Here is a 22,641-nt window from a genome sequence, read left to right on the forward strand (position 1 = left end):
ATAACTATGAATAAAAAAATAAATAGAACCGATTTTCTAATTTTAGGCGTTTATTTTTTGGTGTCGTTTATTATTCAAGGTAAGTATTATATTGAACGAGATGCATTGCTGAGAGAATATTTAATCGATTTTCCTGTCGAGATTATAAGTGTTACAAGCGTTATCTTTTTATTTACATTTTGGTTAATACCAAAAGTAGTTGTTCAAAAAAAATACGTGTTGTTTATAATTTATGGCGTTTTAATTTTACTTATTATTCCTGGAATCGATTATACTATAGGCTTTTGGACAGGGTCTAACGATTGGGCAAAATTCCCTAAGGGTATCGATTTTGTTTTACAAATGATTAGTTTAGGAACTCAGCAATCGGCCTTTCCATTTGCTTTATTTCTTACTAAAAAGTTTTATGAAGGGCAAACCGAATATTTAAAAATTGAAAAACAACAAAAAGAAAACGAGCTTAAATTACTCCGTTCACAAATAGACCCGCATTTTTTGTTCAATAATTTAAATACCCTAGATGCACTTATCGATCGTGATACGGTAAAAGCTAAAGAGTATATTAATAGGTTGTCGCTTATTTATAGGTATTTAATAAAAACCAAAGATGCTGAGGTAATGGAATTAGCCGAAGAAATTGAACTAGCCGAAAATTATATGTTTTTAATTAAAACACGTTTTGCAACAGATTACGATTTTAAAATAGAAAAGAAAACCGATATTGAAGATAAGTTTATACCAACAGGAGCAATACAAACATTATTAGAAAACGTAGTGAAACATAATAAACCCGTTGACGGAAGTGCTATAAAAACGGTAGTTTATATTGATGAAAATGAATTAACGGTTGTTAACACGAAGTCTAATATTATATCTAAAAACGAATCGTTTGGAACGGGTTTAGAGAACTTGAAAACACGTTATAAATTCTTATCAGATAAAGAGGTTGTTATTATTGATACAGAAGAGGTATTTAAAATAGCAATTCCGATTATTAATTTAGTTGAAGAAAATTGAAAACAGTATGAAGATTTTAATTTTAGAAGATGAAATACCAGCATACCAAAAGTTGCTATCCTTTGTAAACGATTACTTTGAAGATGAAATTCCTCACGATTGGGCGCGCTCTATAAGTGAAGGAAAACCGATGTTGACGAATAATACTTACGATTTTATTCTATCGGATATTCAGCTGTTAGACGGGCTTTCTTTCGATTTGTTTAATGATGTTTCCATAAATACGCCTATTATCTTCTGTTCGGCTCACGATGATTATTTATTTCAAGCTTTTAACACCAATGGTATTGCTTATATCTTAAAACCATACACGCAGTTGGATTTTAAAAGAGCTATCGAGAAATACCAATCATTATTTAAACAAGGGCATTACACGGCATTAAATCAAGAAACAATAAGCGAGCTAAAGTCAGCTTTGAAAGAAGAGCACACCAGTTATAAAAAACGATTTGTTATAAAGAAGTCGAAAGGCATTCAGTTATTAAGTGTTTCAGATATAGTTAAAATTGAAGCTTCTGGCGATTTTTGTATGGCTACCGATTTAAAAGGAAAGCGCCATACTATTTCTCAAAATTTAGGAGCTATCCATAGTCAATTACATCCCAGTAAATTTTTTAAAATAAATAGAAGTGAAATTATCAGTATCGATGGTATCGAAAATATAGAAAGTCATTTTAAAAACCGTTTATTAATTACAGTAACAGGAATTAAAGACAAAGTGATGACGAGTTCGTCAACAACTTCCGATTTTAGAAGGTGGTTGGAGCAGTAAATGTTTATTAAAATAGAGGATTTAAGTCTTCGATGTTTTCTTCTCTTTTTTTGAAATCTTCTTTTAATAATTCAATATTTCTATACCATTCAATCATAGTATTGATATCATGGTGTTTACTAATATGGGTTGGCATGTACTCCTTAATAGCATTATAGTTTTTGTCTACAATATTATTAAAATTATTAGATGAAAGCACCTTACTGTCTACAATTGATTGATACCTGTTATTAAATTGATTTTTAAAATCAGTATCTGCATATAAGATATTGAAAAGGTCTGTAATAGGATTTTTTATAGCGTCTTTAGCTGAGTATTTTGTAGGGCTTTTTATGAATTCTAAAGGGTGTTCGTCCGTTTTTCGAGTATTAGCCCAATCTAAATCATAAGTAATGAATCTAAAAGGTTTATCGTCAACAGCATAAAATCTAACATTGTTATAAGGCCAATCCACGTTTGATATATAGGTGTTGAAAATTATGTAGTCAATGAAATTGTTGATATCAACGTTTTCTTTTAGATATTGAATATTTTTGTTTTCAATAGCCTCAATGAAATCATCGATACGGTCAAAATTACCATCTTTTTTTTCGATTTCACTTGGGTAGTTAATTTTTGCTAATGTTATTGCTTTCTTTTTAACATCATTTAATCTAGAAATACCATTGGTATTGCCTTCTGTTCTTAGATTCATTATTCCTGAAAAACTATTATTTATAAAAACAATAGCTGGTTCGTAGTATGTTAAATCGAGATCTAAATCTGCATTAATGGCTAGTTGAGTGTATGAGATGTCTTTTAATAAGGTTTCTTTAAAATCATTTCCGGAATTTCGTAATCGAAAAGATTTTATCTTTTCGATAGAATGATGAGAAAGCACATAATCTGGATTTATTAAAACGTTGTTTTTGTTTTCAAAAGTATCGTCAAATTTAAGACCTAAAGACTTTAGTTCAAAAGTTGCAGATTCTGTGCCTTTTATTTCAAGTTCGATTAACTCGTCAGAAATTAAAAGCTCGTTATTTCTATATAGGTTTAAAAAGGCTTCAATTTCAATACCATCATTATAATTTAAGTACATGTTATTGAATTCTTCTTGATTTACCGAAATATTTAAAACAGGGAAATCTGTGTCGAAATCAGAAATAGATGCTTCATCTGCTTTAATAAAGTCTCCTTTTAAATCTTCATTAAATTTTGAACAATTCAGTAATAATAGGGGTAAAATAAAAAAGAAAGTATAAGATGTTTTCATGTACTAAAATATTTTATAGGAAATACCTACTGAGACATCAAAGTTTGGTTGATTTATTAAGTATAAATCAGGAGTATTCGATAGGTTTTGTTTGGCTATTAGAAGCAGACTAAAGTTGCTGTTTAATATATAAGCTCCTTTTAATAAAAGCGAAGTTCTAATGTTATGGTTTGCCCTAAAATCAAAATCATCAAAGCTTTTATTGTTTGACAAGGCTGCACCTATGCCAATACTAGTTTTTTTAAACAGAGGATAGCTAATTATAAAAGGTACATTTAAGTGTAAACTAGTTGACTTAAAATTAGAAACACCAACATCTCCTGAGTTAAAATACCACTGCGCACCTATTCCTGTTTCTGCAAATAGTTTTTTATAAAGGTTGAATTGATAGTTGGCATTTACTTGAGTTGTAAATACATTGTAATTCTCAATACTTTCATTTACAAGTGTTAGGTTTTTGTTAAACCCAACACCTGTTAGGATTTCTGCAGAAAAGTGTTTTTGAGCATAATTATTTTGAAAAAGAATTAAAGCGAAAGCTAAAAAAATAATTTTTTTCATTTTAAAAATGTTTTAATCATTCAACTTTAAAACAGCCATAAACGCTTGTTGAGGTATTTCTACATTACCAACTTGACGCATACGTTTTTTACCTTTTTTCTGTTTTTCAAGTAGTTTTCTTTTACGAGAAATATCACCACCATAACATTTTGCTGTTACATCTTTTCTAAGGGCTTTAATTGTTTCTCTCGAAATAATTTTTGCACCAATAGCCGCCTGAATTGGAATATCGAATTGCTGACGTGGAATTAATTCTTTTAATTTTTCACACATTTTCTTACCAATATTCTGTGCGTTATCAGCATGAATTAAGGCAGAAAGCGCATCAACAGTAAGTGCATTTAATAAAATATCTAAACGTACTAATTTTGATTCTTTCATTCCGATAGGATGGTAATCGAAAGAAGCATACCCTTTAGAAACTGTTTTTAAACGATCGTAAAAATCAAATACAATTTCTGCAAGAGGCATTTCAAAAGTTAACTCAACACGTTCCGGTGTTAAATACGTTTGATTAAGAACGATACCACGTTTTTCAATACAAAGAGACATCACATTACCAACAAAATCAGATTTTGTAATAATAGTAGCCTTAATATAAGGTTCCTCAACACGATTTACTGTAGTAGGTTCCGGTAAATCCGACGGGTTATTTACAATAAAAGCTTCGTTCGGGTTTTTGTTTGTGTAAGCATGGTAAGATACATTGGGAACAGTAGTAATTACCGTCATATCGAACTCACGTTCTAAACGTTCTTGTATAATTTCCATGTGTAACATTCCTAAGAATCCACAACGGAAACCAAAACCTAAAGCTGCAGAACTTTCTGGAGCAAACACTAACGAGGCATCGTTAAGTTGTAGCTTTTCCATAGAGTTTCTAAGCTCTTCGTAATCTTCAGTATCTACAGGGTAAATACCAGCAAATACCATTGGTTTTACGTCTTCAAAACCTTCTACAATATTTGTAGTTGGATTGGCAAAATCGGTAATGGTATCACCAACTTTTACTTCCTTAGCGGTTTTAATACCTGTAATTAAGTAGCCTACATCTCCAGTTTTTACGCTTTTTTTAGCAACTTGAGTTAGTTTTAAAGTTCCAACTTCATCGGCAAAATACTCTTTATCTGTAGCGACGAATTTAATTTTTTGTCCTTTTTTTATTTCACCATTAAAAACTCTAAAATACGTTTCAATACCTCTAAATGTATTGTAAACTGAGTCGAAAATTAAGGCTTGTAAAGGTGCGTCGGGATCTCCTTTTGGAGCAGGAACGCGATCGATAATAGCTTTTAAAATATTCTCGACACCGAAACCTGTTTTTCCACTAGCGTGAATAACTTCTTCTGGATCGCAGCCTAGTAAATCTACAATATCATCGGTAACCTCTTCTGGGTTTGCACTTGGTAAATCTACCTTATTTAGTACAGGAATAATCTCTAAATCATTCTCTAAAGCTAAGTATAAGTTAGAAATAGTTTGTGCTTGTATACTTTGTGCGGCATCTACAATTAAAAGCGCACCTTCGCAGGCTGCAATAGATCTAGAAACCTCGTAAGAGAAATCTACGTGGCCAGGTGTATCAATTAAGTTTAAAACATATTTTTCGCCATCTAACTCATAGTCCATTTGGATGGCATGCGATTTTATGGTAATACCACGTTCACGCTCCAAATCCATACTATCTAGTAGTTGGGCTTGTTGTTCTCTAGCGGTTACAGAGCCTGTAAAATCTAACAAACGGTCGGCAAGTGTGCTTTTCCCGTGGTCAATATGTGCAATAATGCAAAAGTTTCTAATGTTCTTCATAGTCAACAGTCTTCAAAAAAGCGAAGATTTGCCAAAGATAGCTGTTTTCATTGAGTTTTACGATTAGACTTTTTAGGTTTCTTACATTGTTTTGATTTCAATTTAATATGAAGTAAAAATTAATCATCACTTTCGTGAGCTTTTAAATCTTCAGTTAAATCTAATTTCCTAAAAGAAGGAGAAGCTAAACCTGTTGCAACCACAGTAATTAATGTCATAGTGCCTCCAAAAACCACGGCAGTAACGGCACCGAAAAATTTAGCAGTAACGCCACTTTCAAATGCGCCTAACTCGTTTGAAGATCCTACAAACATAGAGTTTACCGACGATACACGTCCACGCATGTGGTCGGGTGTTTTTATCTGAAAAATGGTTTGTCTAATCACCATAGATACACCATCTGTCATGCCGCTAAAGAATAAGGCTATTGCCGAAATCCAGAATATATTAGATAACCCGAATACAATAATACATACTCCAAAACCGAAAATAGCAACCAATAATTTCATGCCTGCATTTTTACTTATCGGAATATATGCTGTAATTAACATAGTTAAAAAAGCGCCAACAGCTGGCGCGGCACGTAATACGCCAAAACCTTCACTACCTACTTTTAAAATGTCTTGTGCAAAAACAGGGAGCAATGCAATGGCACCACCAAAAAGTACGGCAACCATATCTAAAGTCATGGCACCTAAAACGGCTTTGGTTTTAAATACAAAACGCAGGCCTTCTTTTAAGCTGTCTATTACAGGTTCGCCTATTTTAGGGTTTAAAATAGGTTTACGTTTTATTTGTAATAAGATGAAAAAGGACATAAGGATGAGTCCGAATATGATGCATAGCGACCAATGTACTCCAATCCAACCAATGGTGAAACCTCCTAAAGCGGGGCCTAAAACACCTGCCATTTGCCACGTTGAACTGTTCCATGTGGCGGCGTTTGGATATACTTTTTTAGGAACAATTAAAGCTACAAGAGAAAAGATTGTTGGTCCAAAAAAGGAACGTAAAAAACCTCCAAAAAAGACTAAGGCGTAAATGGAATATAATATGCTTTTAGAACTCCAGTCACCAACAATTTTATCCCAAGTGAGCATAAATAACCCAAAACTTATTAGAGAAAAAGCAGAAATACAAGTAGCTAAGAGATTTCGTTTTTCTTTTTGATCTACAATATGTCCAGCAAAAAGAGCCATGGTAAATGCTGGAATAATTTCCATTAAACCAATAATACCAAGAGATAAAGGGTCTTTTGTAAGGCTGTAAACTTGCCACTCAATAACAATAAATTGCATAGACCAACCAAAAACAAGGAGAAAGCGGACTAATAAAAATATATTGAATTCTTTAATACGCAATGCTGCGTAGGGATCAGTTTTTGCCATAATTACCTTCCTGCGAAGACAGGAATTTTAGTTTTCACTTGTGTAATGTTAGATGCCAAGTTTTTATTTTTAAGCCTTAATGTCGCGTATTTTCATTTGTAAGCTTACGTTACCTTGCCATTCGTTTTCATCTATAGAATAAACGGCTTTAAATGGTTTGCCATTTGAAATTATTTCGAACTTATCTGCCATGCTAAAACCAATACCAACAACATTTTTAGATGTGCCGGCTTGCGTAGCTGTTAATCTTAAATGAGTTTGATCTGCACCAACTGGTTTTCCGTAGCCGGTATCAATTAGGTTTTCGGTTAAAAAAACAGGTGTCATATTACTTGGGCCGTAAGGAGCAAATTGTTTTAAAATTCTATTAAATTTAGGCGTAATGTTGTCTAAATCTATTTCTAAATCTATTTTTATTTCGGGTGTAAGTAAGTTTCTATCTATAGTTTTAGAAACCTCGTCTTCAAAAGCTTGTTTAAAGGCTTCGTAGTTTTCTTCTTTTAATGTTAATCCTGCTGCGTATTTGTGTCCACCAAATTGTTCAATATGTTCGGTACAAGCTTCCAAGGCATTGTAAACATCAAAACCTTTTACTGAGCGTGCCGATGCTGCTAAAAACTCACCACTTTTAGTGAAAACCAAAGTTGGTCTATGGTAGGTTTCGGTTAATCTAGAAGCTACAATACCAATAACGCCTTTATGCCAATCTTTATCGTAAACAACTGTGGTTAGGCGGTCTTGTTCTTTGTTTTTTTCAATTTGGACAAGTGCTTCTTCTGTTATTCTTTTATCTGTTTCGCGACGCTCAAGATTGTAATCGTTAATTTCTGCGGCATATTTAGTCGCTAACTCATCATCTTCCTCGGTTAATAAGGTTACCGCATAATTACCATGTTTCATACGGCCAGCAGCATTAATACGTGGTGCTACAATAAATACAACATCGGTTATGGTTAGTTCTGTTTTTTCTACTTGCGCTAAAATGGCTTTAATTCCTGGTCGAGGATTGGTGTTAATAACCTGTAAACCAAAATAAGCAAGAACACGATTTTCACCATCTATAGGAACAATATCTGCTCCAATAGCCGTGGCTACTAAATCTAAATATTCGGTTAAATCTTCGGCTGTTTTCCCTTCTTTAGAAGCTAAGGCTTCAATAAGTTTAAAGCCTACACCACAGCCACAAAGTTCTTTATATGGGTAGTTGCAATCTTCTCGTTTTGGATCTAAAACGGCTGCCGCATCTGGAATTTTTTCGCCTGGTCTGTGGTGGTCGCAGATAATGAAATCTATGCCTAATTCTTTAGCGTGCGCCACTTTATCTATGGCTTTAATACCGCAATCTAGAGCAACTATTAAAGTGAAATTATTTTCTAGTGCAAAGTTTATTCCTTTATAGGAGACGCCATAACCTTCATCATACCTGTTTGGGATATACGTGTAAACCAAATTATGTATTGATTTAAGGTAGGTAGACATAAGCGCCACAGAGCTGGTGCCATCTACATCGTAATCGCCATAAACCAAAATATTTTCGTTGTTTGCTATTGCTTTTTCTATACGCGCCACAGCTTTGTCCATATCTTTCATTAAGAATGGATCGTGTAAATCTGTTAAGCTAGGGCGGAAAAAAGTTTTTGCTTCTTCAAAAGTTTTAATACCACGTTGCAAAAGTAATGTTGCTGTGGTAGCGTCTACATTTAATGCTTTTTGCAAAGCTTCAGTTTCTGCTGCCTGTGGTTTTTCTTTTAATGTCCAACGCATTTTGTGTTTCTTTAAGAGGTTTCAAATGTAATTAAAACTTTATACTTTAATGGACTTCGTATAAAATACTAAGAACTATAGAGCTTTATTACTTATGTAATTTAACTTAAGACTAGCGAGTTTTATTGCGTTTATTATACTTGAAAATATTATTTTGAATGAAAGTGTGTTTCTATGGTTAATTCTGAAAATTGGCGAAACATTTCCATAACACCACAATACTTTTCAATAGATAAATCGACTGCTTTTTGAAGCTTTTTTTCATTTAAGTTATTGCCGTAAAAATGAAAGTGCATAGCAACCTTATCGTAATATTTTGGGTGTTCTTCAGTTAGGTTGGCTTCGGTTTCTATTTTAAAGTCGTTGACTTCTAATTTCATTTTTTTAATTAATGATGCCACGTCTAACCCAGAGCAACCTGCTAATCCAGATAGCATCAATGCTTTTGGACGGTAACCTTCGCTTTTTCCACCGTTTTCTTCACCTGCATCTATAAAAAGATTGTGTCCTGATGGGTTTGTGCTTTCAAATCTCATTTCACCTAACCAGGTTGTGGTAACTAAATTTTTCATTTTTCTTAATTTGTTTGCTCAAAAATAGTATAAAATAATGTAAAAGTGCTTTTCTTAAAATAGGGCAGTAAGGTTTTAATACCCATTCAATACCTCACAAAGTCTGCTAATATCTTCTTCTGTATGGGCTGCGCTAATTACAATTCTACTCATTATAGGTGATGTTTCATCGGGATACCTAAAACTAGTTACTATAATGTTATTATTTTCAAGATGTTTATTTAATTGTTCATTAGAAAAGCTAAAAGCAGGGTGTGTTTTCATCCACTTAAATCTTTCAAGGTTTTCTATATTGTTTATAAAATAATCGATGTTATGTTTCAGCGTTTTTCGTTTCGCAGTATAAATATTTTCTGCGCTAACTATAGTTGCTAAATTAGCTGGAGCAGCAGGACTAGAACCTCCAAAAAATGCCGTGCTTTCTAATTTGTTAACTCTGTACTTAGATCCAAAAATAGCACCAGCTTGAATTCCGAAACCTTTACCTAAGGAGCAGCAAACTATAAGTTCTTTAGGGTTTAATGCCTGAATAGTTTTAAATACGCCACTACCATTTTCACCAGTAATACCAATGCCATGAGAATCGTCTACCACTAAAATAATATCAGAAAGTGGTAACGATTTTAAAGCTTCAAAATCAGGGAAATTTGTACCATAAAAATCTATAGCATCTAAAAAAACAACAGGAGTTTGTTCTGTTTGGTTTGCTAAATGTAAACTTAAAATGGCTTTTAGCTCTCTATAAGATTGGGTCGATTTATTTTTTGTAATCGATAAATTTAATGCGGCGTGCGTATTTGGAGCATAAAAAAAACTGTGCTTTTTAGTGTTTAAACTTTGAGCAATAAGTTGTCCGGCCAAATATCCAGAAGATAAGCTAACACAAGTTTCGCTGCCAATTAATTTAGATAAATAGGCTTCCGTTTCGTCATATATATTTAGGCGTACATTAGATTTTCGAGACGCGCCATAATTCGTTCCGTGTTTTCTAATATTTTTAATAAATATATTTTGAAAATCCACATCAGTTTGTAACCCCAAATAAGAGGTGCCACCAAAATAAAGGTAGTTTTTACCTTCAATTAAAATGTGGTTAGACGGAAAGGAATCTAAATTATAAACCATTATTTTAAAGTTACGCCACTGCCTCCTAAAGTTGGGAAAATAACATTAGCATCTTCTTTAATAATTACGCCATTTGCAATGTCTTCTTTAAGTAAAAGGGCGCCATCCATATCAACATAATCTAGTTGAGGTATAAGTTGAGCAATGGCCGAAATACCAACGGTAGATTCCGTCATGCAACCCACCATAACTTTTACACCCATGGCTTTACCTTTTTTAATCATGCGCAAAGCAGGTGTTAATCCGCCACATTTGGTAAGCTTAATATTTATACCGCTAAAGTGATTTCCACAAGCTTCCACATCATTTTCTACAATGCAGCTTTCGTCTGCAATTACTGGTAAAACGCAATGCTTCATTACTTTTTTCATGCCTTCCCAGTCATCAGCTTTTAATGGTTGTTCTAGAAACTCAACACCTAACTCTTTTAAAAGCGGTGCGTTTTTAATAGTTTCATCTGCCGTCCAAGCACAATTAGCATCAATTCTAAAAACAGCATTACTTTCTTTTCTTAATGCTTTTACAATATTAACATCGTCGTTGGTGCCAAGTTTTATTTTGTAAATTGGCCATGGCATTTCTTTCATTTTAGCAACCATTTTATCGATACTCGCAATACCAATAGTGTAATTGGTGGTTGGGTATGTTTCTAAAGTTGTTCCCCAAATATTATAAAGTGATTTACCTTCTAGTTTGCCGTATAAATCGTGAGCAGCTAAATCTAAAGCGCAAATAGCAAAATTGGTTAATCCTTTTTCAACTAAAAATGCATGAAAAACTTCTGGTGTTGTAAAGTTGAAGTTTTCGATTTCAGTTGAAATTGCGTTAATTTCTGCCGTCATACTTTCAACAGTAATGTTGTAGTACGGGTTAGATGTAGCTTCACCATAGCCTGTTTTTCCGTTTAGGGTAAGACAAGCAATTAAGCTAGGTTGAATGTCGTGAGACTCTCTAGAAATGGTGAATGTATGTTTGAGTTTTAGGTTGTAAGCCTTTAATTGTATTTGCATTTATATTTTTTTATCGAGAGTCGTGATGTGTTGTAAAGGTTTATTGTTTTTTTGTTAATGGTTCACCTTCAAAAGCTAATCCATCAAAACCTGTTTTCATAAAGTTTCTAATGTTTTGGTGTCCATCGCCGTTTGGGTCTTTTAATACGTCTTCAAAGTAATATTGACCAAAACAAGCCAGTGTTTCTTTTTTTGTAAAACCTTCGTTTTTAGCAAAGGCAAATAATTTGCAAGAGCCAGAGTTTTCACCTGCAGCATTTGTTAATTCGCCATTTTTAAAAGCGGTTGGTGTAAAATTGTATTTCGCTTCAATGGCGGTTATAGTATCGGAAAAAGCAATAGTTTCCGGTGCGTTTTTTAATGTGCTTTTAAATAATTCTAATGTCATTTTTTTATTTCTTTTTTCCTCCAACAATAATTACAATTTCACCTTTTGGTGGTTTGTTAGTGTAATGTTCTAATACTTCTTTTGCGGTACCGCGAATAGTTTCTTCGTATAGTTTTGTAAGTTCTCGAGATACAGAAACCTCTCGGTCTTCTCCAAAATACTCACAAAAATGGCCTAAAGTTTTTATTAATTTATGCGGACTTTCGTAAAATATTATGGTTCTAGTTTCTTCAGCTAAAAGCAGTAAACGTGTTTGGCGTCCTTTTTTTACCGGTAAAAAACCTTCGAATATAAATTTATCATTAGGTAAACCCGAATTTACTAATGCAGGTACAAATGCTGTGGCACCTGGCAGGCAATCTACTTCAATACCATTTTCAATGCAGGCACGCGATAATAAAAATCCAGGATCGGAAATAGCTGGTGTTCCAGCATCGCTAATTAAAGCTACGGTTGTTCCGCTTTTTAATTTCTGAATAATGTTTTCAACCGTTTTATGCTCGTTATGCATATGGTGGCTTTGCATGTGGGTCGAAATTTCAAAATGCTTTAAGAGTTTTCCAGATGTTCGGGTATCTTCAGCTAAAATTAAATCGACATCTTTTAAAACTTCAACGGCTCTAAAAGTGATATCTTTTAAGTTGCCAATAGGTGTTGGTACTATATATAGTTTACTCATTATTCAAATTTGGCTTCAATAATTTCCAAAAAGCGGGTTTCAAATTCTTCTTTACCGCTCCAATTATTATAATCGGGTTTTACCATGGTATCGATAAATTCTTTGGCGTTTTTATAAGAAAGAAAGGTGTTTAGTTGAGAGATAACACGATCGTAATCTCCAACCTGATCATCAAACAAATGCTTGATAAAGGCTATTTTATCATTTAGACCAATTTTTAATCCCCCAGATTTAAGTTTGTCGTTTAGAGATTTTTTATCGGTTAAAACACCGTTTTCACTTTTCTTTACGGGTTCAAAAACAGGTGTTTCTTCAAAGCCTAAAGTAAGGTCTTCTAAATTATGTTTAACAACAGGAGTTTTTGGCTCTATTTTTTCGAATAAATCGTCTACTTGCTGTGTTTCGTGTGGCATTTGCGCAACCATATCTTTAATGGTTTCCATTAAAGGTTCGGTAATCTCTTCGTTTTGGTGGTCTTCTAAATTGGTGTAAATTTTATCGTCGTCTTCAATATTATCACTAATTTTATTATTGAAAGCGGTATCGAGCATGCTAAAAAACGACGAATCGTTACCTATACTCGGTATGTTATCTTCAAAATTTTCCTGAGCAAACTTTAAAACCGATAGCTTTTCAAACAACTCTTTTGCCTCGGTATGCATTTTAATTACATCTTCTTTACCTTTCAGTTTCAGAATTCTATGAGCTATACTTACAAGTTCAGATTCTAATTTCTTCTTCATTGTTTATAAATTTAAAATTTAAAGGTATTAAGGCGTTTGATTTTTAATAAATTTGCGTCACCTTTATACAAACCAATTTTAGTGTTAAAATTACGAAATGTTTCTTGAAAATACGGTAAATCATAAAGAACAATTTGGATGGATTGAAGTCATATGCGGCTCTATGTTTTCGGGAAAAACCGAAGAACTCATCCGTAGACTTAAACGTGCGCAGTTTGCAAGGCAGCGTGTTGAGATTTTTAAACCAGCCTTAGATACGCGTTACGACGAGGAAATGGTGGTGTCTCACGATTCTAACGAAATTCGTTCTACACCTGTTCCAGCGGCAGCAAACATCCCTATTTTGGCCGATGGTTGTGATGTGGTTGGTATAGATGAAGCTCAATTTTTCGATGACGAAATTGTTCGGGTTTGTAACGATTTGGCCAATAAAGGCGTTCGCGTAATTGTTGCCGGATTGGATATGGATTTTAAAGGAAACCCTTTTGGGCCTATGCCTTACCTAATGGCAACGGCCGATTATGTAACTAAAGTTCATGCTGTTTGTACACGAACCGGAAATTTAGCTCAATACAGTTACCGTAAAGCTAAAAGCGATAGTTTGGTGCTTTTAGGCGAAGTGGAAGAGTACGAACCGTTAAGCAGAGCAGCGTATTATAAAGCTATGGAGCGCGATAAAGTTCGCAATATGCAAGTGAAAGATGAAGAGGAGGTTGAATCTAAAACAAAAGATTCCGATGCCTAAAGCAAGAGAAACTGTGCTTGAAATCGATTTAAAAAAACTAAAACATAACTTTGAGTATTTAAAATCGAAACTTGATAACAATACGCTATTTTTAGCCGTTGTTAAAGCGTTTGCTTATGGTAATGAAGCTTCTGAAATTGCAAATTATTTAGAAACTATTGGAGCCGATTATTTTGCTGTAGCTTATATAGATGAAGGTGTGGCATTGCGTAAAGCTGGTGTAACAAAGCCTATTTTGGTGTTGCATCCACAAACTGTAAATTTTAAGGTTTTAATTGAAAATAATTTAGAGCCAAGCATTTACAACTCAAAAATACTTAAAGAATTTATTGAAATTGCTTCTGCGGAAGAAAAACAAAACTATCCTATTCACCTGAAGTTTAATACGGGTTTAAATAGGTTAGGTTTTTGGCACAGTGATGTAGAAACTATTCATAATATTATAGGTGAAACCAAAACTATTCATATCAAATCTATCTTTTCGCATTTAGCGGCAAGTGAAGATTTGGAAGAAAAAATATTTACCTTAAATCAAATAGAAACTTTTAAAGGTATTGCAACTAATTTTGAAGAAACGTTTGGTTACAAACCTATGCTTCATATTTGTAATACTTCGGGAATTTTAAATTATCCCGAAGCGCATTTTAATATGGTGCGTAGCGGTATAGGATTGTATGGTTTTGGAAATTCCGAAGAAGAGAACATACACTTTCAACCTATTGCAACATTAAAAACTGCTATTTCACAAATTCATCATTTAAAAAAAGGAGAAACTGTTGGTTATAATCGCGCCTTTAAAACCAATTCGGTTTTAAAAACAGCAACTTTACCAATTGGTCATGCTGATGGTATTGGTAGAATTTATGGAAATGGAAAGGGTTTTGTAACAATTAACAATCAAAAAGCACCCATAATTGGTAATGTTTGTATGGATATGATTATGGTAAATATTACGGATATAGATTGTAATGAGGGTGATGAGGTTGTTGTTTTTGATGCAAATTCTACAGCAGAAACCCTAGCACAAACCGCAAACACAATTTCTTATGAATTGATTACGAGTATCTCACAGCGCGTAAAGCGAATTATTAGGGGTGCTTAAATTTTAGAGCCGCAATTTAATTTGTGACTTTTTAACTATATTGTGGTCTAATAAATTATTAACTAACAAATTTATAAAATTATGCTTAAAGAATTTAAAGAGTTTGCAATGAAGGGAAACCTTGTTGATATTGCTGTCGGTTTCGTAATGGGTGCAGCTTTTAAAGAAGTTGTAACGTCATTTACAGGAGGAATTGTTTCTCCACTTATTGGATTAATTTTCGATGCAGATTTCAAATCATTAAGATATCAATTAAAAGAAGGAGCTTTAGATGAAGCAGGAAAAATGGTAGGAGATGTATATTTAGAATATGGTACGTTTTTAACAAACATAATAGACTTTATTATTGTGGCATTTGTAATGTTCTTAGTTGTTAAAGGTATCAATGGAATGAAGAAGAAAGAAGAGGAAGCTCCAGCAGCACCAGCAGGACCATCTCAAGAAGATTTACTTGCTGAAATTAGAGATTTACTTAAAAAATAACAAAGTGTTAATTATATAACATACTGTTATTTGTTGTTAAAAAGCCCTCGTTTTTCGTAAATGAGGGCTTTTTTTAGATTTTAGAATAGAATTAATACTTAGTTTTGCTAACAGAAATTTAATAAACAAAAAATTATGAAAATAGCAGTTGTAGGCGCTACTGGAATGGTAGGTGAGGTGATGCTAAAGGTTTTAGAAGAACGTAACTTTCCAGTTACCGAATTATTATTGGTAGCTTCAGAGCGTTCTGTTGGAAAAAAATTAACTTTCAAGAATAAAGAATATACCGTTATTGGTTTAGCCGATGCTGTTGCTGCAAAGCCACAAATCGCAATTTTTTCTGCAGGTGGAGATACATCGGTAGAATGGGCGCCAAAATTTGCTGCAGCTGGTACAACGGTAGTCGATAATTCTTCTGCATGGAGAATGGATCCAACTAAAAAATTAGTGGTTCCAGAAATTAATGCAAGCGAATTAACAAAAGAAGATAAAATTATAGCAAACCCTAACTGTTCTACCATACAAATGGTAATGGCTTTGGCGCCGCTACATGCAAAATATAAAATGAAACGTGTTGTTGTTTCAACTTACCAATCGGTTTCTGGTACAGGTGTAAAAGCTGTAAAACAACTAGAAAATGAAATTGCTGGTATTGAAGGCGAAATGGCCTATCCTTACCCAATTGGTAGAAACGCATTACCACATTGTGATGTGTTTTTAGAAAACGGATACACCAAAGAAGAAATGAAATTGGCTCGTGAGCCACAAAAAATATTTAATGATCGTACATTTTCTGTAACGGCTACAGCTGTTCGTATTCCTACTGCTGGTGGGCATTCAGAATCTGTTAACGTTGAGTTTGAAAATGATTTCGATTTAGCTGACGTTCGCAAAATGTTAAGCGAAACATCGGGTATTGTACTTCAAGATGATCCTTCTACAAACAGTTATCCAATGCCAATTTTTGCACATGATAAAGATGAGGTTTTTGTTGGAAGACTTAGAAGAGATGAAACACAACCTAACACTTTAAATATGTGGATTGTTGCCGATAACTTACGTAAAGGAGCTGCAACAAACACCGTGCAAATTGCTGAATATTTAGTAGCAAATAACTTAGTATAAGTCATACTTTTTTAAATATTTAAGCTCCTGTAAATTTTACAGGAGCTTTTTTTTTTGGTGTTAATCTTGGTTTATAAACTCAATATTATTGGGTGTTGATGCTTTGTTTAAAATAGTTTGAAAAACATATTCGCAAACTAGCTTTTCGCCTTCTAAATTTATAAGCTCCAAAGTGTCTTCGGGTGTGTGGTATTGCGGATGTCCGCCAGTATGTACACCTAAAACCGATATGTTTTTTTTGTAGAATGAAACATGGTCGGAGCCACCAACAGATCCTGCGTGAACTATAGGGTTTAAACCTAGAGACTTTCCGAGGTTCTTCATAAAATCTACGCCATTAGTAAATGTGCCTGCACCACCTGCATACACATGTTTTTTATCGTTTAAGCGGCCAACCATATCCATGTTAATCATTAATTTTATTTGAGAAAGCGGAATTAACGGGTTTTCTACAAAGTATTTACTGCCTAATAAACCTTGTTCTTCGGCTCCAAAAGCAATAAATAGCACACTTCTTTTTAATTGATCTTGTTTTGAAATTAACTTTTCTGCAATTTCTAATAGAGCGGTTGTTCCGCTAGCATTATCATCAGCACCATGATATACCACGCCTCTTTTATCCGATTTGGAAGATGGTCCGCCAAGTCCTAAATGATCGTAATGTGCTCCTAAAACAATGTATTCGTTTTTTAATTTCGGATCGTTTCCTTCAATAAAACCAATAACATTACAAGTGCTTACTTCTGGTTTTTCGTCTATACCTTTATCAACTCGTAATATGGCTGTAAAATGTTGCTCGTAATTTTTGCTTAACGGTTTTAAGCCTATAGTTTTAAATTCTTTTTTAATATATTTTACAACGCGTTTAGCGCCTTTTTCTCCTGGAAACCTTCCGCCGTTTTTATCTAATATTAAAAATTCAATATGATCTTTTATTTCATTTTCGGTTATTTCAACTTGAGAAAACATACTGAAATATGATGCGATGGATAATACGAGTAGTGCTGTTTTTTTCATTATTAGGGTTTTGAGTAACATTGTCAAATATATAATTATACGGCATTTTAATTCCGTTATTATTGAATAAATCTAGAACTTTAGCTTATGTTTTTTGTTTATTTTTGAATGATTAATTTAATGAATCATGAAAAAAATAGCGTTAACGTTTTTCTCATTAAGCTTGCTCGTTGCTTGTGGAAATGATAAAACAGAAAAAAAAGATATTGTTGTGAGTTACCCAAAAACAAAAACTGTAGATACTATTGATACTTATTTTGGTGTTGAAGTAAAAGATCCATACCGTTGGTTAGAAGATGATAGAAGTGCAGAAACCGAAGCGTGGGTAAAAGCCGAAAACGTAGCTACAAATACCTATTTAGATCAAATACCTTTTAGAGAGGCGTTAAAAAATCGTTTGTCTAAATTATGGAATTACGAGAAAGTAAGCGCTCCGTTTAATGAGGGCGATTACACGTATTTTTATAAAAATGATGGTTTACAAAACCAAAGTGTGCTTTATCGTTTTAAAAAAGGGGGCGATTCTAAAACGGCAACCGTATTTTTAGACCCAAATACGTTTAAGGAAGACGGAACGGTATCTTTAGGTGCAATAAGTTTTTCTAAAAACGGAAAAATTTTGGCTTATACTATTTCTGAAGGAGGCAGCGATTGGCGAAAAATTCTAATCATGGATGTTGAGTCTAAAGAGATTATGGAAGATGCGTTAATCGATGTGAAATTCACGCAGCTATCATGGTACAAAAACGAAGGTTTTTACTACTCTAGTTACGATAAACCAAATGGAAGTGAGCTTTCGGCTAAAACAGATCAGCATAAAGTGTACTATCATAAATTAGGAACAGTACAAAGCACAGACGAATTAATCTATGGAGGAACACCCGAAGAAAAACACCGTTATATCTACGCCAACGTTTCCGAAGATAATAAATACTTGTTTATATCACCTCGTGTTTCAACCTCCGGAAACAAGCTTTTAATAAAAGATTTATCTGTGCCAAATAGTGAGTTTGTTTCCATTTTAGATCACACAGATAGCGATACAGGTGTTTTAGAAAACGAGGGAAGTAAACTTTATTTGGTAACCAATTTAAATGCGCCTAACAAAAAAATAGTAACGGTAGATGCTGCAAATCCAAAACCAGAACATTGGGTAGATTTTATTCCAGAAACCGAGCATGTGTTGTCTATTTCCAAAGGTGGTGGTTACTTTTATGCAACTTATATGGTCGATGCGATTTCTAAAGTAAAACAATACGATTATAGCGGTAAATTTATTAGAGATATAGAATTACCAGGTTTAGGAACAGCAAGTGGTTTTGGTGGTAAAAAAGAAGAAAAAACGAATTACTTTTCGTTTACAAATTATAACACACCGGTTACAACTTATGCTTTAAATGCCGATTCTGGCGTTGTGGAAGTGTATAGAAAATCTGCTATTACTTTTAATAGTGATGATTTTGAAAGTCATCAAGTATTTTACACATCTAAAGATGGAACAAAAATACCAATGATAATAACACATAAAAAAGGGCTAGAATTAAACGGCGAAAACCCAACTATTTTATATGGTTATGGTGGATTTAATGTAAGCTTAACACCGTCGTTTAGCACGCCTAATGCAGTTTGGATGGAGCAAGGTGGTATTTATGCCGTAGCTAACCTTCGTGGCGGTGGTGAGTATGGAAAGGCTTGGCACGATGCCGGAACACAGCAAAAGAAACAAAATGTATTTGATGATTTTATCGCTGCAGCGGAATATTTAAAGGCACAAAATTACACGAGCACAAAGTATTTAGCAATTCGAGGCGGATCTAACGGTGGTTTATTGGTTGGTGCAACCATGACGCAGCGTCCAGATTTAGCACAGGTAGCTTTACCTGCTGTTGGTGTTTTAGATATGTTACGCTACCATACGTTTACTGCAGGAGCTGGTTGGGCTTACGATTATGGAACAGCTGAAGATAATAAAGCGATGTTTGAATACTTAAAAGGATATTCACCAGTTCATAATGTGAAACCTGGAGTAGAATATCCAGCAACTTTAGTAACTACCGGAGATCATGACGATCGCGTTGTGCCTGCGCATAGTTTTAAATTTGCAGCCGAATTACAAAGTAAGCAAACAGGGAGCAACCCAACTTTAATACGTATTGAAACCGATGCTGGCCATGGTGCAGGAACGCCAATAAGTAAAACTATTGAGCAATATGCCGATATTTATGGGTTTACCCTTTTTAATATGGGTTTTAATAAATTGCCTGTTGCAATTGAAGAATAAAGAAGTTTTAAATTTAGGCCTGGCAGGATTTAAAACTTGCTAGGCCTAAAAATGTAACTACCACCAAACTAGAAAACACTTGTTTAATATACCGTTTGGTTGTTTTAACCAGAAAATTGGTGAAAATTGACGTTCTAAAATAGTATTAGAAATGGTGGTGAAATCTAGATGATTAAGCCAATCGACTTGGGTGTGTGGCGCTATAATCCAATCTATTTTCTTCGGAATATAAAATTTACATTCTGAAAACTGAGCGAGCTGTTCTTTTTTGATGTAAAAACCTGAAATACAGTCTTGATTTAAGGTTTTTAAAATAATTTTTTCACCTAAAGGAATAAATAATTGCGCTTTAAAGTAAACTTGTTGATCAATTTCTGAAGCTTTTAAACCTAGGTTTTCTAAGTAAGGTTCGCAACTTTTAGAATAAAGTAAAGGTAATTGCTTTTCATTAAGTTTCTTTAGTTTTTCTATTAGCGCATCTTTTCTGTTGGGGCCAATAAAACGATCAATTTCCGAAGCGCCTTCCGAGGCATCGTAAACATAAAACTTGTAAATAACTTCAAGATGAATTGGTTTCTCTTCCTTCAGTAATAAACAATCAATTTCGCCTAAAGTGATTTTGTTCTCTTGAATTTGAAGATTTTCTGAGAGTATTTTAATGGCTGGATTTTGGCTTAATTCGAAAGAAACTAAACGTTCTATATATTTTCCGACTCTAAGTTTGTCGTCAATATCTAAATCTATTTTATCAAATTTAGAGGATGTTTCAAATTGAGTCATGTTGAAAACCACATCCTTTTTCCATAAACTAGGTGTTTTCAGGAAGCCGTCGTATCTATTCTGTACGTCTTTGGTGTGTTTTGTCACAAACTCAAAATAATTATAGACTTGCCGAAATGTTTAGCATTCAGCAAGTCTTTATGTGATTCTAGTATTTTAGTAACCAACCTTTTCTCTAACTCTGCTCAATACATCGTTAGCAACTAATTGCGCTTTTTTTGCGCCAATGGCTAAGGCGGCATCAATTTCGTCTAGGTTGTTCATATAGTAGCTGTAGCGTTCGCGTTCCGTTGCAAATTTTTCAACTATCAATTCAAATAAAGCTTGTTTTGCGTGTCCGTAACCATAATTACCGTTTTCGTAATTAGCTTTCATGGTTTCAATTTGAGCTTCTGTTGCTAGCAAACTGTATATAGCAAAGCAGTTACAAGTACTCCAGTCTTTAGGATCTTCAAGCGCTGTACTATCGGTTTCGATAGACATTATTTGCTTGCGTAATTTTTTATCGGTTAAAAATAGATTGATAGTGTTATTAGCACTCTTACTCATTTTACCACCGTTGGTACCTGGAATAAGTTTAGTGTTTTCTTGTATTTTTCCTTCTGGTAACACAAAAGTTTCACCCATTTTAGCATGAAAACGCGATGCAACATCACGCGTCATTTCTATATGTTGTAATTGGTCTTTTCCAACCGGAATAATGTTAGCGTCGTACAATAAAATGTCGGCAGCCATAAGCATTGGGTAAGTAAAAAGCCCAGCATTAACATCGTCTAAACGGTCTGCCTTATCTTTAAAACTGTGAGCTAAAGTTAAGCGTTGGTATGGAAAAAAACAGCTTAAATACCAAGACAACTCCGTAGTTTGCGGGATATCACTTTGGCGGTAAAATACCGTTTTCTCAATATCTAAACCAAAGGCAAGCCAGGTTGCAGCAGTAGAATACGTGTTTTCGCGCAAAGTTTTTGCATCTTTAATTTGTGTTAAAGTGTGCAGGTTTGCGATAAATAAAAACGAATTGTTTTCAGGGTTTTCAGCCATTTCAATTGCTGGAATAATAGCTCCTAAAATGTTTCCTAAATGTGGTGTTCCTGTGCTTTGTATGCCTGTAAGTATTCTTGCCATGTGTGCGTTCCCTAAATTTGGGAATCTTGTTAAAATTAAACTCAATTTTTGATATGCTAGCAAAGGTAATTTTTTTAATAGAATTGCTCAATACAATTATGTATTTTTGAGACGATGAAAGTTTTTAAATACATTTTTTGGGTATTGTACCGCGTTTGGTTTTATATACTAGTAGGGTTACCTATAATTGTCTTATTTCCAATTCTATTAGTGTCTATCGCTAAAGAGGCTTGGTATCCACTGTTTTTTAGAATAGCTCGGGTTTGGGCTAAAATAATTTTGGTTGGTATGGGCTTTGCTTATAAAATAGACCGTGAGGAAACTCCAGATCGTTCTAAAAGCTACATGTTTGTTGCTAACCATACTTCAATGGTTGATATTATGCTAATGCTAGTTTCGGTTAAAAATCCGTTTGTTTTTGTTGGGAAAGCAGAGTTATCTAAAATTCCGTTATTTGGTTTTTTCTATAAACGCACCTGTATTTTGGTAGATAGAAGTTCTGCTAAAAGTAGACAAGCGGTGTTTTTAAGAGCACAACGCCGATTAAAAACAGGTGTGAGTATTTGTATTTTTCCAGAAGGCGGTGTACCGGAAGAGCATATTGATTTAGATGCCTTTAAAGATGGGGCTTTCAGGTTAGCTATAAATCATCAAATACCAGTTGTGCCAATAACTTTTGCTGATAATAAAAAACGATTTTCGTATACTTTTTTTAGCGGAGGTCCGGGAAGAATGCGTGTTAAGATGCATAAATTTATTTCAACCGAAGGTTTAACTATTAAAGAAACCCGAGAATTGAATGATGCGTCTCGCGAAATTATATTCAACCAACTACAAGCGTTTAAGAAATAAAAAAACGACCCTAAGTAGAGTCGTTTTTATTTAGTATTGATTTCCGAG

At 33.9% G+C, this 22,641-nt stretch carries 22 protein-coding genes; 8 read left to right on the forward strand and 14 right to left on the reverse strand.

Annotated elements, in window-relative coordinates; translation table 11 throughout:
• Positions 1-6 precede the first annotated feature (6 nt).
• A complete protein-coding gene (locus BM246_RS06405; RefSeq protein ID WP_074936612.1) occupies positions 7-1,017 on the forward strand; it encodes a sensor histidine kinase in 1,011 nt (336 codons plus the stop codon).
• A 7-nt stretch (positions 1,018-1,024) separates the two neighbouring features.
• The gene (locus BM246_RS06410) at positions 1,025-1,789 is read left to right on the forward strand and encodes a LytR/AlgR family response regulator transcription factor (RefSeq protein WP_074937127.1); all 765 of its coding nucleotides are present in this window, start codon (positions 1,025-1,027) and stop codon (positions 1,787-1,789) included.
• A gap of 7 nt (positions 1,790-1,796) precedes the next feature.
• Here BM246_RS06410 and BM246_RS06415 read toward each other — a convergent pair whose 3' ends face one another.
• From BM246_RS06415 to BM246_RS06465, 11 genes are all read right to left on the reverse strand, one after another.
• Positions 1,797-3,044: a CotH kinase family protein gene (locus BM246_RS06415; RefSeq protein WP_074936614.1), complete on the reverse strand. Its 1,248-nt coding sequence runs from the start codon at positions 3,042-3,044 to the stop codon at positions 1,797-1,799.
• A 3-nt stretch (positions 3,045-3,047) separates the two neighbouring features.
• A complete protein-coding gene (locus BM246_RS06420) occupies positions 3,048-3,605 on the reverse strand; it encodes a hypothetical protein (protein WP_074936616.1) in 558 nt (185 codons plus the stop codon).
• Positions 3,606-3,617: 12 nt separating this feature from the next.
• Positions 3,618-5,414: a translation elongation factor 4 gene (gene lepA, locus BM246_RS06425; protein ID WP_042496228.1), complete on the reverse strand. Its 1,797-nt coding sequence runs from the start codon at positions 5,412-5,414 to the stop codon at positions 3,618-3,620.
• Between the two features lie 119 nt (positions 5,415-5,533).
• On the reverse strand, positions 5,534-6,802 hold the full coding sequence (locus tag BM246_RS06430; RefSeq protein WP_074936618.1) for an MFS transporter: 1,269 nt from the start codon (positions 6,800-6,802) through the stop codon (positions 5,534-5,536).
• 69 nt (positions 6,803-6,871) lie between these two features.
• Positions 6,872-8,566, reverse strand: coding sequence for a single-stranded-DNA-specific exonuclease RecJ (gene recJ, locus BM246_RS06435; RefSeq protein ID WP_074936620.1), 1,695 nt, complete (start codon positions 8,564-8,566; stop codon positions 6,872-6,874).
• A gap of 149 nt (positions 8,567-8,715) precedes the next feature.
• Positions 8,716-9,138: an OsmC family protein gene (locus tag BM246_RS06440; RefSeq protein WP_042496220.1), complete on the reverse strand. Its 423-nt coding sequence runs from the start codon at positions 9,136-9,138 to the stop codon at positions 8,716-8,718.
• A gap of 75 nt (positions 9,139-9,213) precedes the next feature.
• Positions 9,214-10,263 (reverse strand): aminotransferase class I/II-fold pyridoxal phosphate-dependent enzyme, encoded by a 1,050-nt coding sequence (locus BM246_RS06445; RefSeq protein WP_074936623.1) that lies wholly within the window; start codon positions 10,261-10,263, stop codon positions 9,214-9,216.
• On the reverse strand, positions 10,263-11,273 hold the full coding sequence (locus BM246_RS06450) for a dipeptide epimerase (protein ID WP_042502294.1): 1,011 nt from the start codon (positions 11,271-11,273) through the stop codon (positions 10,263-10,265). Before BM246_RS06450 ends, BM246_RS06445 begins: the two co-directional genes overlap by 1 nt.
• A 40-nt stretch (positions 11,274-11,313) precedes the next feature.
• On the reverse strand, positions 11,314-11,661 hold the full coding sequence (locus BM246_RS06455; RefSeq protein ID WP_074937129.1) for a HopJ type III effector protein: 348 nt from the start codon (positions 11,659-11,661) through the stop codon (positions 11,314-11,316).
• Positions 11,662-11,665: 4 nt separating this feature from the next.
• Entirely contained in the window at positions 11,666-12,340 is a 675-nt protein-coding gene (gene rsmI / locus BM246_RS06460; RefSeq protein WP_074936626.1) for a 16S rRNA (cytidine(1402)-2'-O)-methyltransferase, read from the reverse strand.
• On the reverse strand, positions 12,340-13,083 hold the full coding sequence (locus tag BM246_RS06465; protein WP_042496215.1) for a hypothetical protein: 744 nt from the start codon (positions 13,081-13,083) through the stop codon (positions 12,340-12,342). Before BM246_RS06465 ends, rsmI begins: the two co-directional genes overlap by 1 nt.
• A gap of 97 nt (positions 13,084-13,180) precedes the next feature.
• On the opposite strand from BM246_RS06465, the gene BM246_RS06470 reads away from it, so the two are divergent.
• From BM246_RS06470 to BM246_RS06485, 4 genes are all read left to right on the forward strand, one after another.
• Positions 13,181-13,828 carry a thymidine kinase gene (locus tag BM246_RS06470; RefSeq protein ID WP_042502298.1) on the forward strand — a complete coding sequence of 216 codons (648 nt, stop codon included), beginning with the start codon at positions 13,181-13,183 and terminating at the stop codon, positions 13,826-13,828.
• Positions 13,821-14,930 (forward strand): alanine racemase, encoded by a 1,110-nt coding sequence (alr, locus tag BM246_RS06475; protein WP_074936628.1) that lies wholly within the window; start codon positions 13,821-13,823, stop codon positions 14,928-14,930. Before BM246_RS06470 ends, alr begins: the two co-directional genes overlap by 8 nt.
• Positions 14,931-15,011: 81 nt before the next feature.
• Positions 15,012-15,413 carry a large-conductance mechanosensitive channel protein MscL gene (gene mscL / locus BM246_RS06480; protein WP_042496209.1) on the forward strand — a complete coding sequence of 134 codons (402 nt, stop codon included), beginning with the start codon at positions 15,012-15,014 and terminating at the stop codon, positions 15,411-15,413.
• Positions 15,414-15,548: 135 nt separating this feature from the next.
• Positions 15,549-16,538 (forward strand): aspartate-semialdehyde dehydrogenase, encoded by a 990-nt coding sequence (locus tag BM246_RS06485; RefSeq protein WP_042496207.1) that lies wholly within the window; start codon positions 15,549-15,551, stop codon positions 16,536-16,538.
• A 60-nt stretch (positions 16,539-16,598) separates the two neighbouring features.
• On the opposite strand, the gene BM246_RS06490 is transcribed toward BM246_RS06485, so the two are convergent.
• Positions 16,599-17,555 (reverse strand): M28 family metallopeptidase, encoded by a 957-nt coding sequence (locus BM246_RS06490; RefSeq protein ID WP_074936630.1) that lies wholly within the window; start codon positions 17,553-17,555, stop codon positions 16,599-16,601.
• A gap of 127 nt (positions 17,556-17,682) precedes the next feature.
• Here BM246_RS06490 and BM246_RS06495 point away from each other — a divergent pair, with 127 nt between their 5' ends.
• Complete coding sequence (locus tag BM246_RS06495; RefSeq protein ID WP_074936633.1) at positions 17,683-19,836, forward strand: prolyl oligopeptidase family serine peptidase; 2,154 nt, start codon at positions 17,683-17,685, stop codon at positions 19,834-19,836.
• A gap of 57 nt (positions 19,837-19,893) precedes the next feature.
• Here the strand turns inward: BM246_RS06495 and BM246_RS06500 are convergent, their stop codons facing one another.
• On the reverse strand, positions 19,894-20,703 hold the full coding sequence (locus tag BM246_RS06500; RefSeq protein ID WP_074936635.1) for a DUF1853 family protein: 810 nt from the start codon (positions 20,701-20,703) through the stop codon (positions 19,894-19,896).
• Between the two features lie 69 nt (positions 20,704-20,772).
• Positions 20,773-21,741: a tryptophan--tRNA ligase gene (gene trpS, locus BM246_RS06505; RefSeq protein WP_042502698.1), complete on the reverse strand. Its 969-nt coding sequence runs from the start codon at positions 21,739-21,741 to the stop codon at positions 20,773-20,775.
• A gap of 114 nt (positions 21,742-21,855) precedes the next feature.
• On the opposite strand from trpS, the gene BM246_RS06510 reads away from it, so the two are divergent.
• Positions 21,856-22,593 (forward strand): lysophospholipid acyltransferase family protein, encoded by a 738-nt coding sequence (locus BM246_RS06510; protein ID WP_074936637.1) that lies wholly within the window; start codon positions 21,856-21,858, stop codon positions 22,591-22,593.
• Positions 22,594-22,641 lie beyond the last annotated feature (48 nt).

It is taken from the genome of Algibacter lectus, assembly GCF_900112395.1.
In the GTDB taxonomy this organism is placed as follows: domain Bacteria; phylum Bacteroidota; class Bacteroidia; order Flavobacteriales; family Flavobacteriaceae; genus Algibacter; species Algibacter lectus.

Coding starts and splice junctions, on each gene's coding strand:
- BM246_RS06405 (WP_074936612.1), top strand. CDS start 7: ATGAATAAAAAAATAAATAGAACCGATTTTCTAATTTTAGGCGTTTAT.
- BM246_RS06410 (WP_074937127.1), top strand. CDS start 1,025: ATGAAGATTTTAATTTTAGAAGATGAAATACCAGCATACCAAAAGTTG.
- BM246_RS06415 (WP_074936614.1), bottom strand. CDS start 3,044: ATGAAAACATCTTATACTTTCTTTTTTATTTTACCCCTATTATTACTG.
- BM246_RS06420 (WP_074936616.1), bottom strand. CDS start 3,605: ATGAAAAAAATTATTTTTTTAGCTTTCGCTTTAATTCTTTTTCAAAAT.
- lepA (WP_042496228.1), bottom strand. CDS start 5,414: ATGAAGAACATTAGAAACTTTTGCATTATTGCACATATTGACCACGGG.
- BM246_RS06430 (WP_074936618.1), bottom strand. CDS start 6,802: ATGGCAAAAACTGATCCCTACGCAGCATTGCGTATTAAAGAATTCAAT.
- recJ (WP_074936620.1), bottom strand. CDS start 8,566: ATGCGTTGGACATTAAAAGAAAAACCACAGGCAGCAGAAACTGAAGCT.
- BM246_RS06440 (WP_042496220.1), bottom strand. CDS start 9,138: ATGAAAAATTTAGTTACCACAACCTGGTTAGGTGAAATGAGATTTGAA.
- BM246_RS06445 (WP_074936623.1), bottom strand. CDS start 10,263: ATGGTTTATAATTTAGATTCCTTTCCGTCTAACCACATTTTAATTGAA.
- BM246_RS06450 (WP_042502294.1), bottom strand. CDS start 11,273: ATGCAAATACAATTAAAGGCTTACAACCTAAAACTCAAACATACATTC.
- BM246_RS06455 (WP_074937129.1), bottom strand. CDS start 11,661: ATGACATTAGAATTATTTAAAAGCACATTAAAAAACGCACCGGAAACT.
- rsmI (WP_074936626.1), bottom strand. CDS start 12,340: ATGAGTAAACTATATATAGTACCAACACCTATTGGCAACTTAAAAGAT.
- BM246_RS06465 (WP_042496215.1), bottom strand. CDS start 13,083: ATGAAGAAGAAATTAGAATCTGAACTTGTAAGTATAGCTCATAGAATT.
- BM246_RS06470 (WP_042502298.1), top strand. CDS start 13,181: ATGTTTCTTGAAAATACGGTAAATCATAAAGAACAATTTGGATGGATT.
- alr (WP_074936628.1), top strand. CDS start 13,821: ATGCCTAAAGCAAGAGAAACTGTGCTTGAAATCGATTTAAAAAAACTA.
- mscL (WP_042496209.1), top strand. CDS start 15,012: ATGCTTAAAGAATTTAAAGAGTTTGCAATGAAGGGAAACCTTGTTGAT.
- BM246_RS06485 (WP_042496207.1), top strand. CDS start 15,549: ATGAAAATAGCAGTTGTAGGCGCTACTGGAATGGTAGGTGAGGTGATG.
- BM246_RS06490 (WP_074936630.1), bottom strand. CDS start 17,555: ATGAAAAAAACAGCACTACTCGTATTATCCATCGCATCATATTTCAGT.
- BM246_RS06495 (WP_074936633.1), top strand. CDS start 17,683: ATGAAAAAAATAGCGTTAACGTTTTTCTCATTAAGCTTGCTCGTTGCT.
- trpS (WP_042502698.1), bottom strand. CDS start 21,741: ATGGCAAGAATACTTACAGGCATACAAAGCACAGGAACACCACATTTA.
- BM246_RS06510 (WP_074936637.1), top strand. CDS start 21,856: ATGAAAGTTTTTAAATACATTTTTTGGGTATTGTACCGCGTTTGGTTT.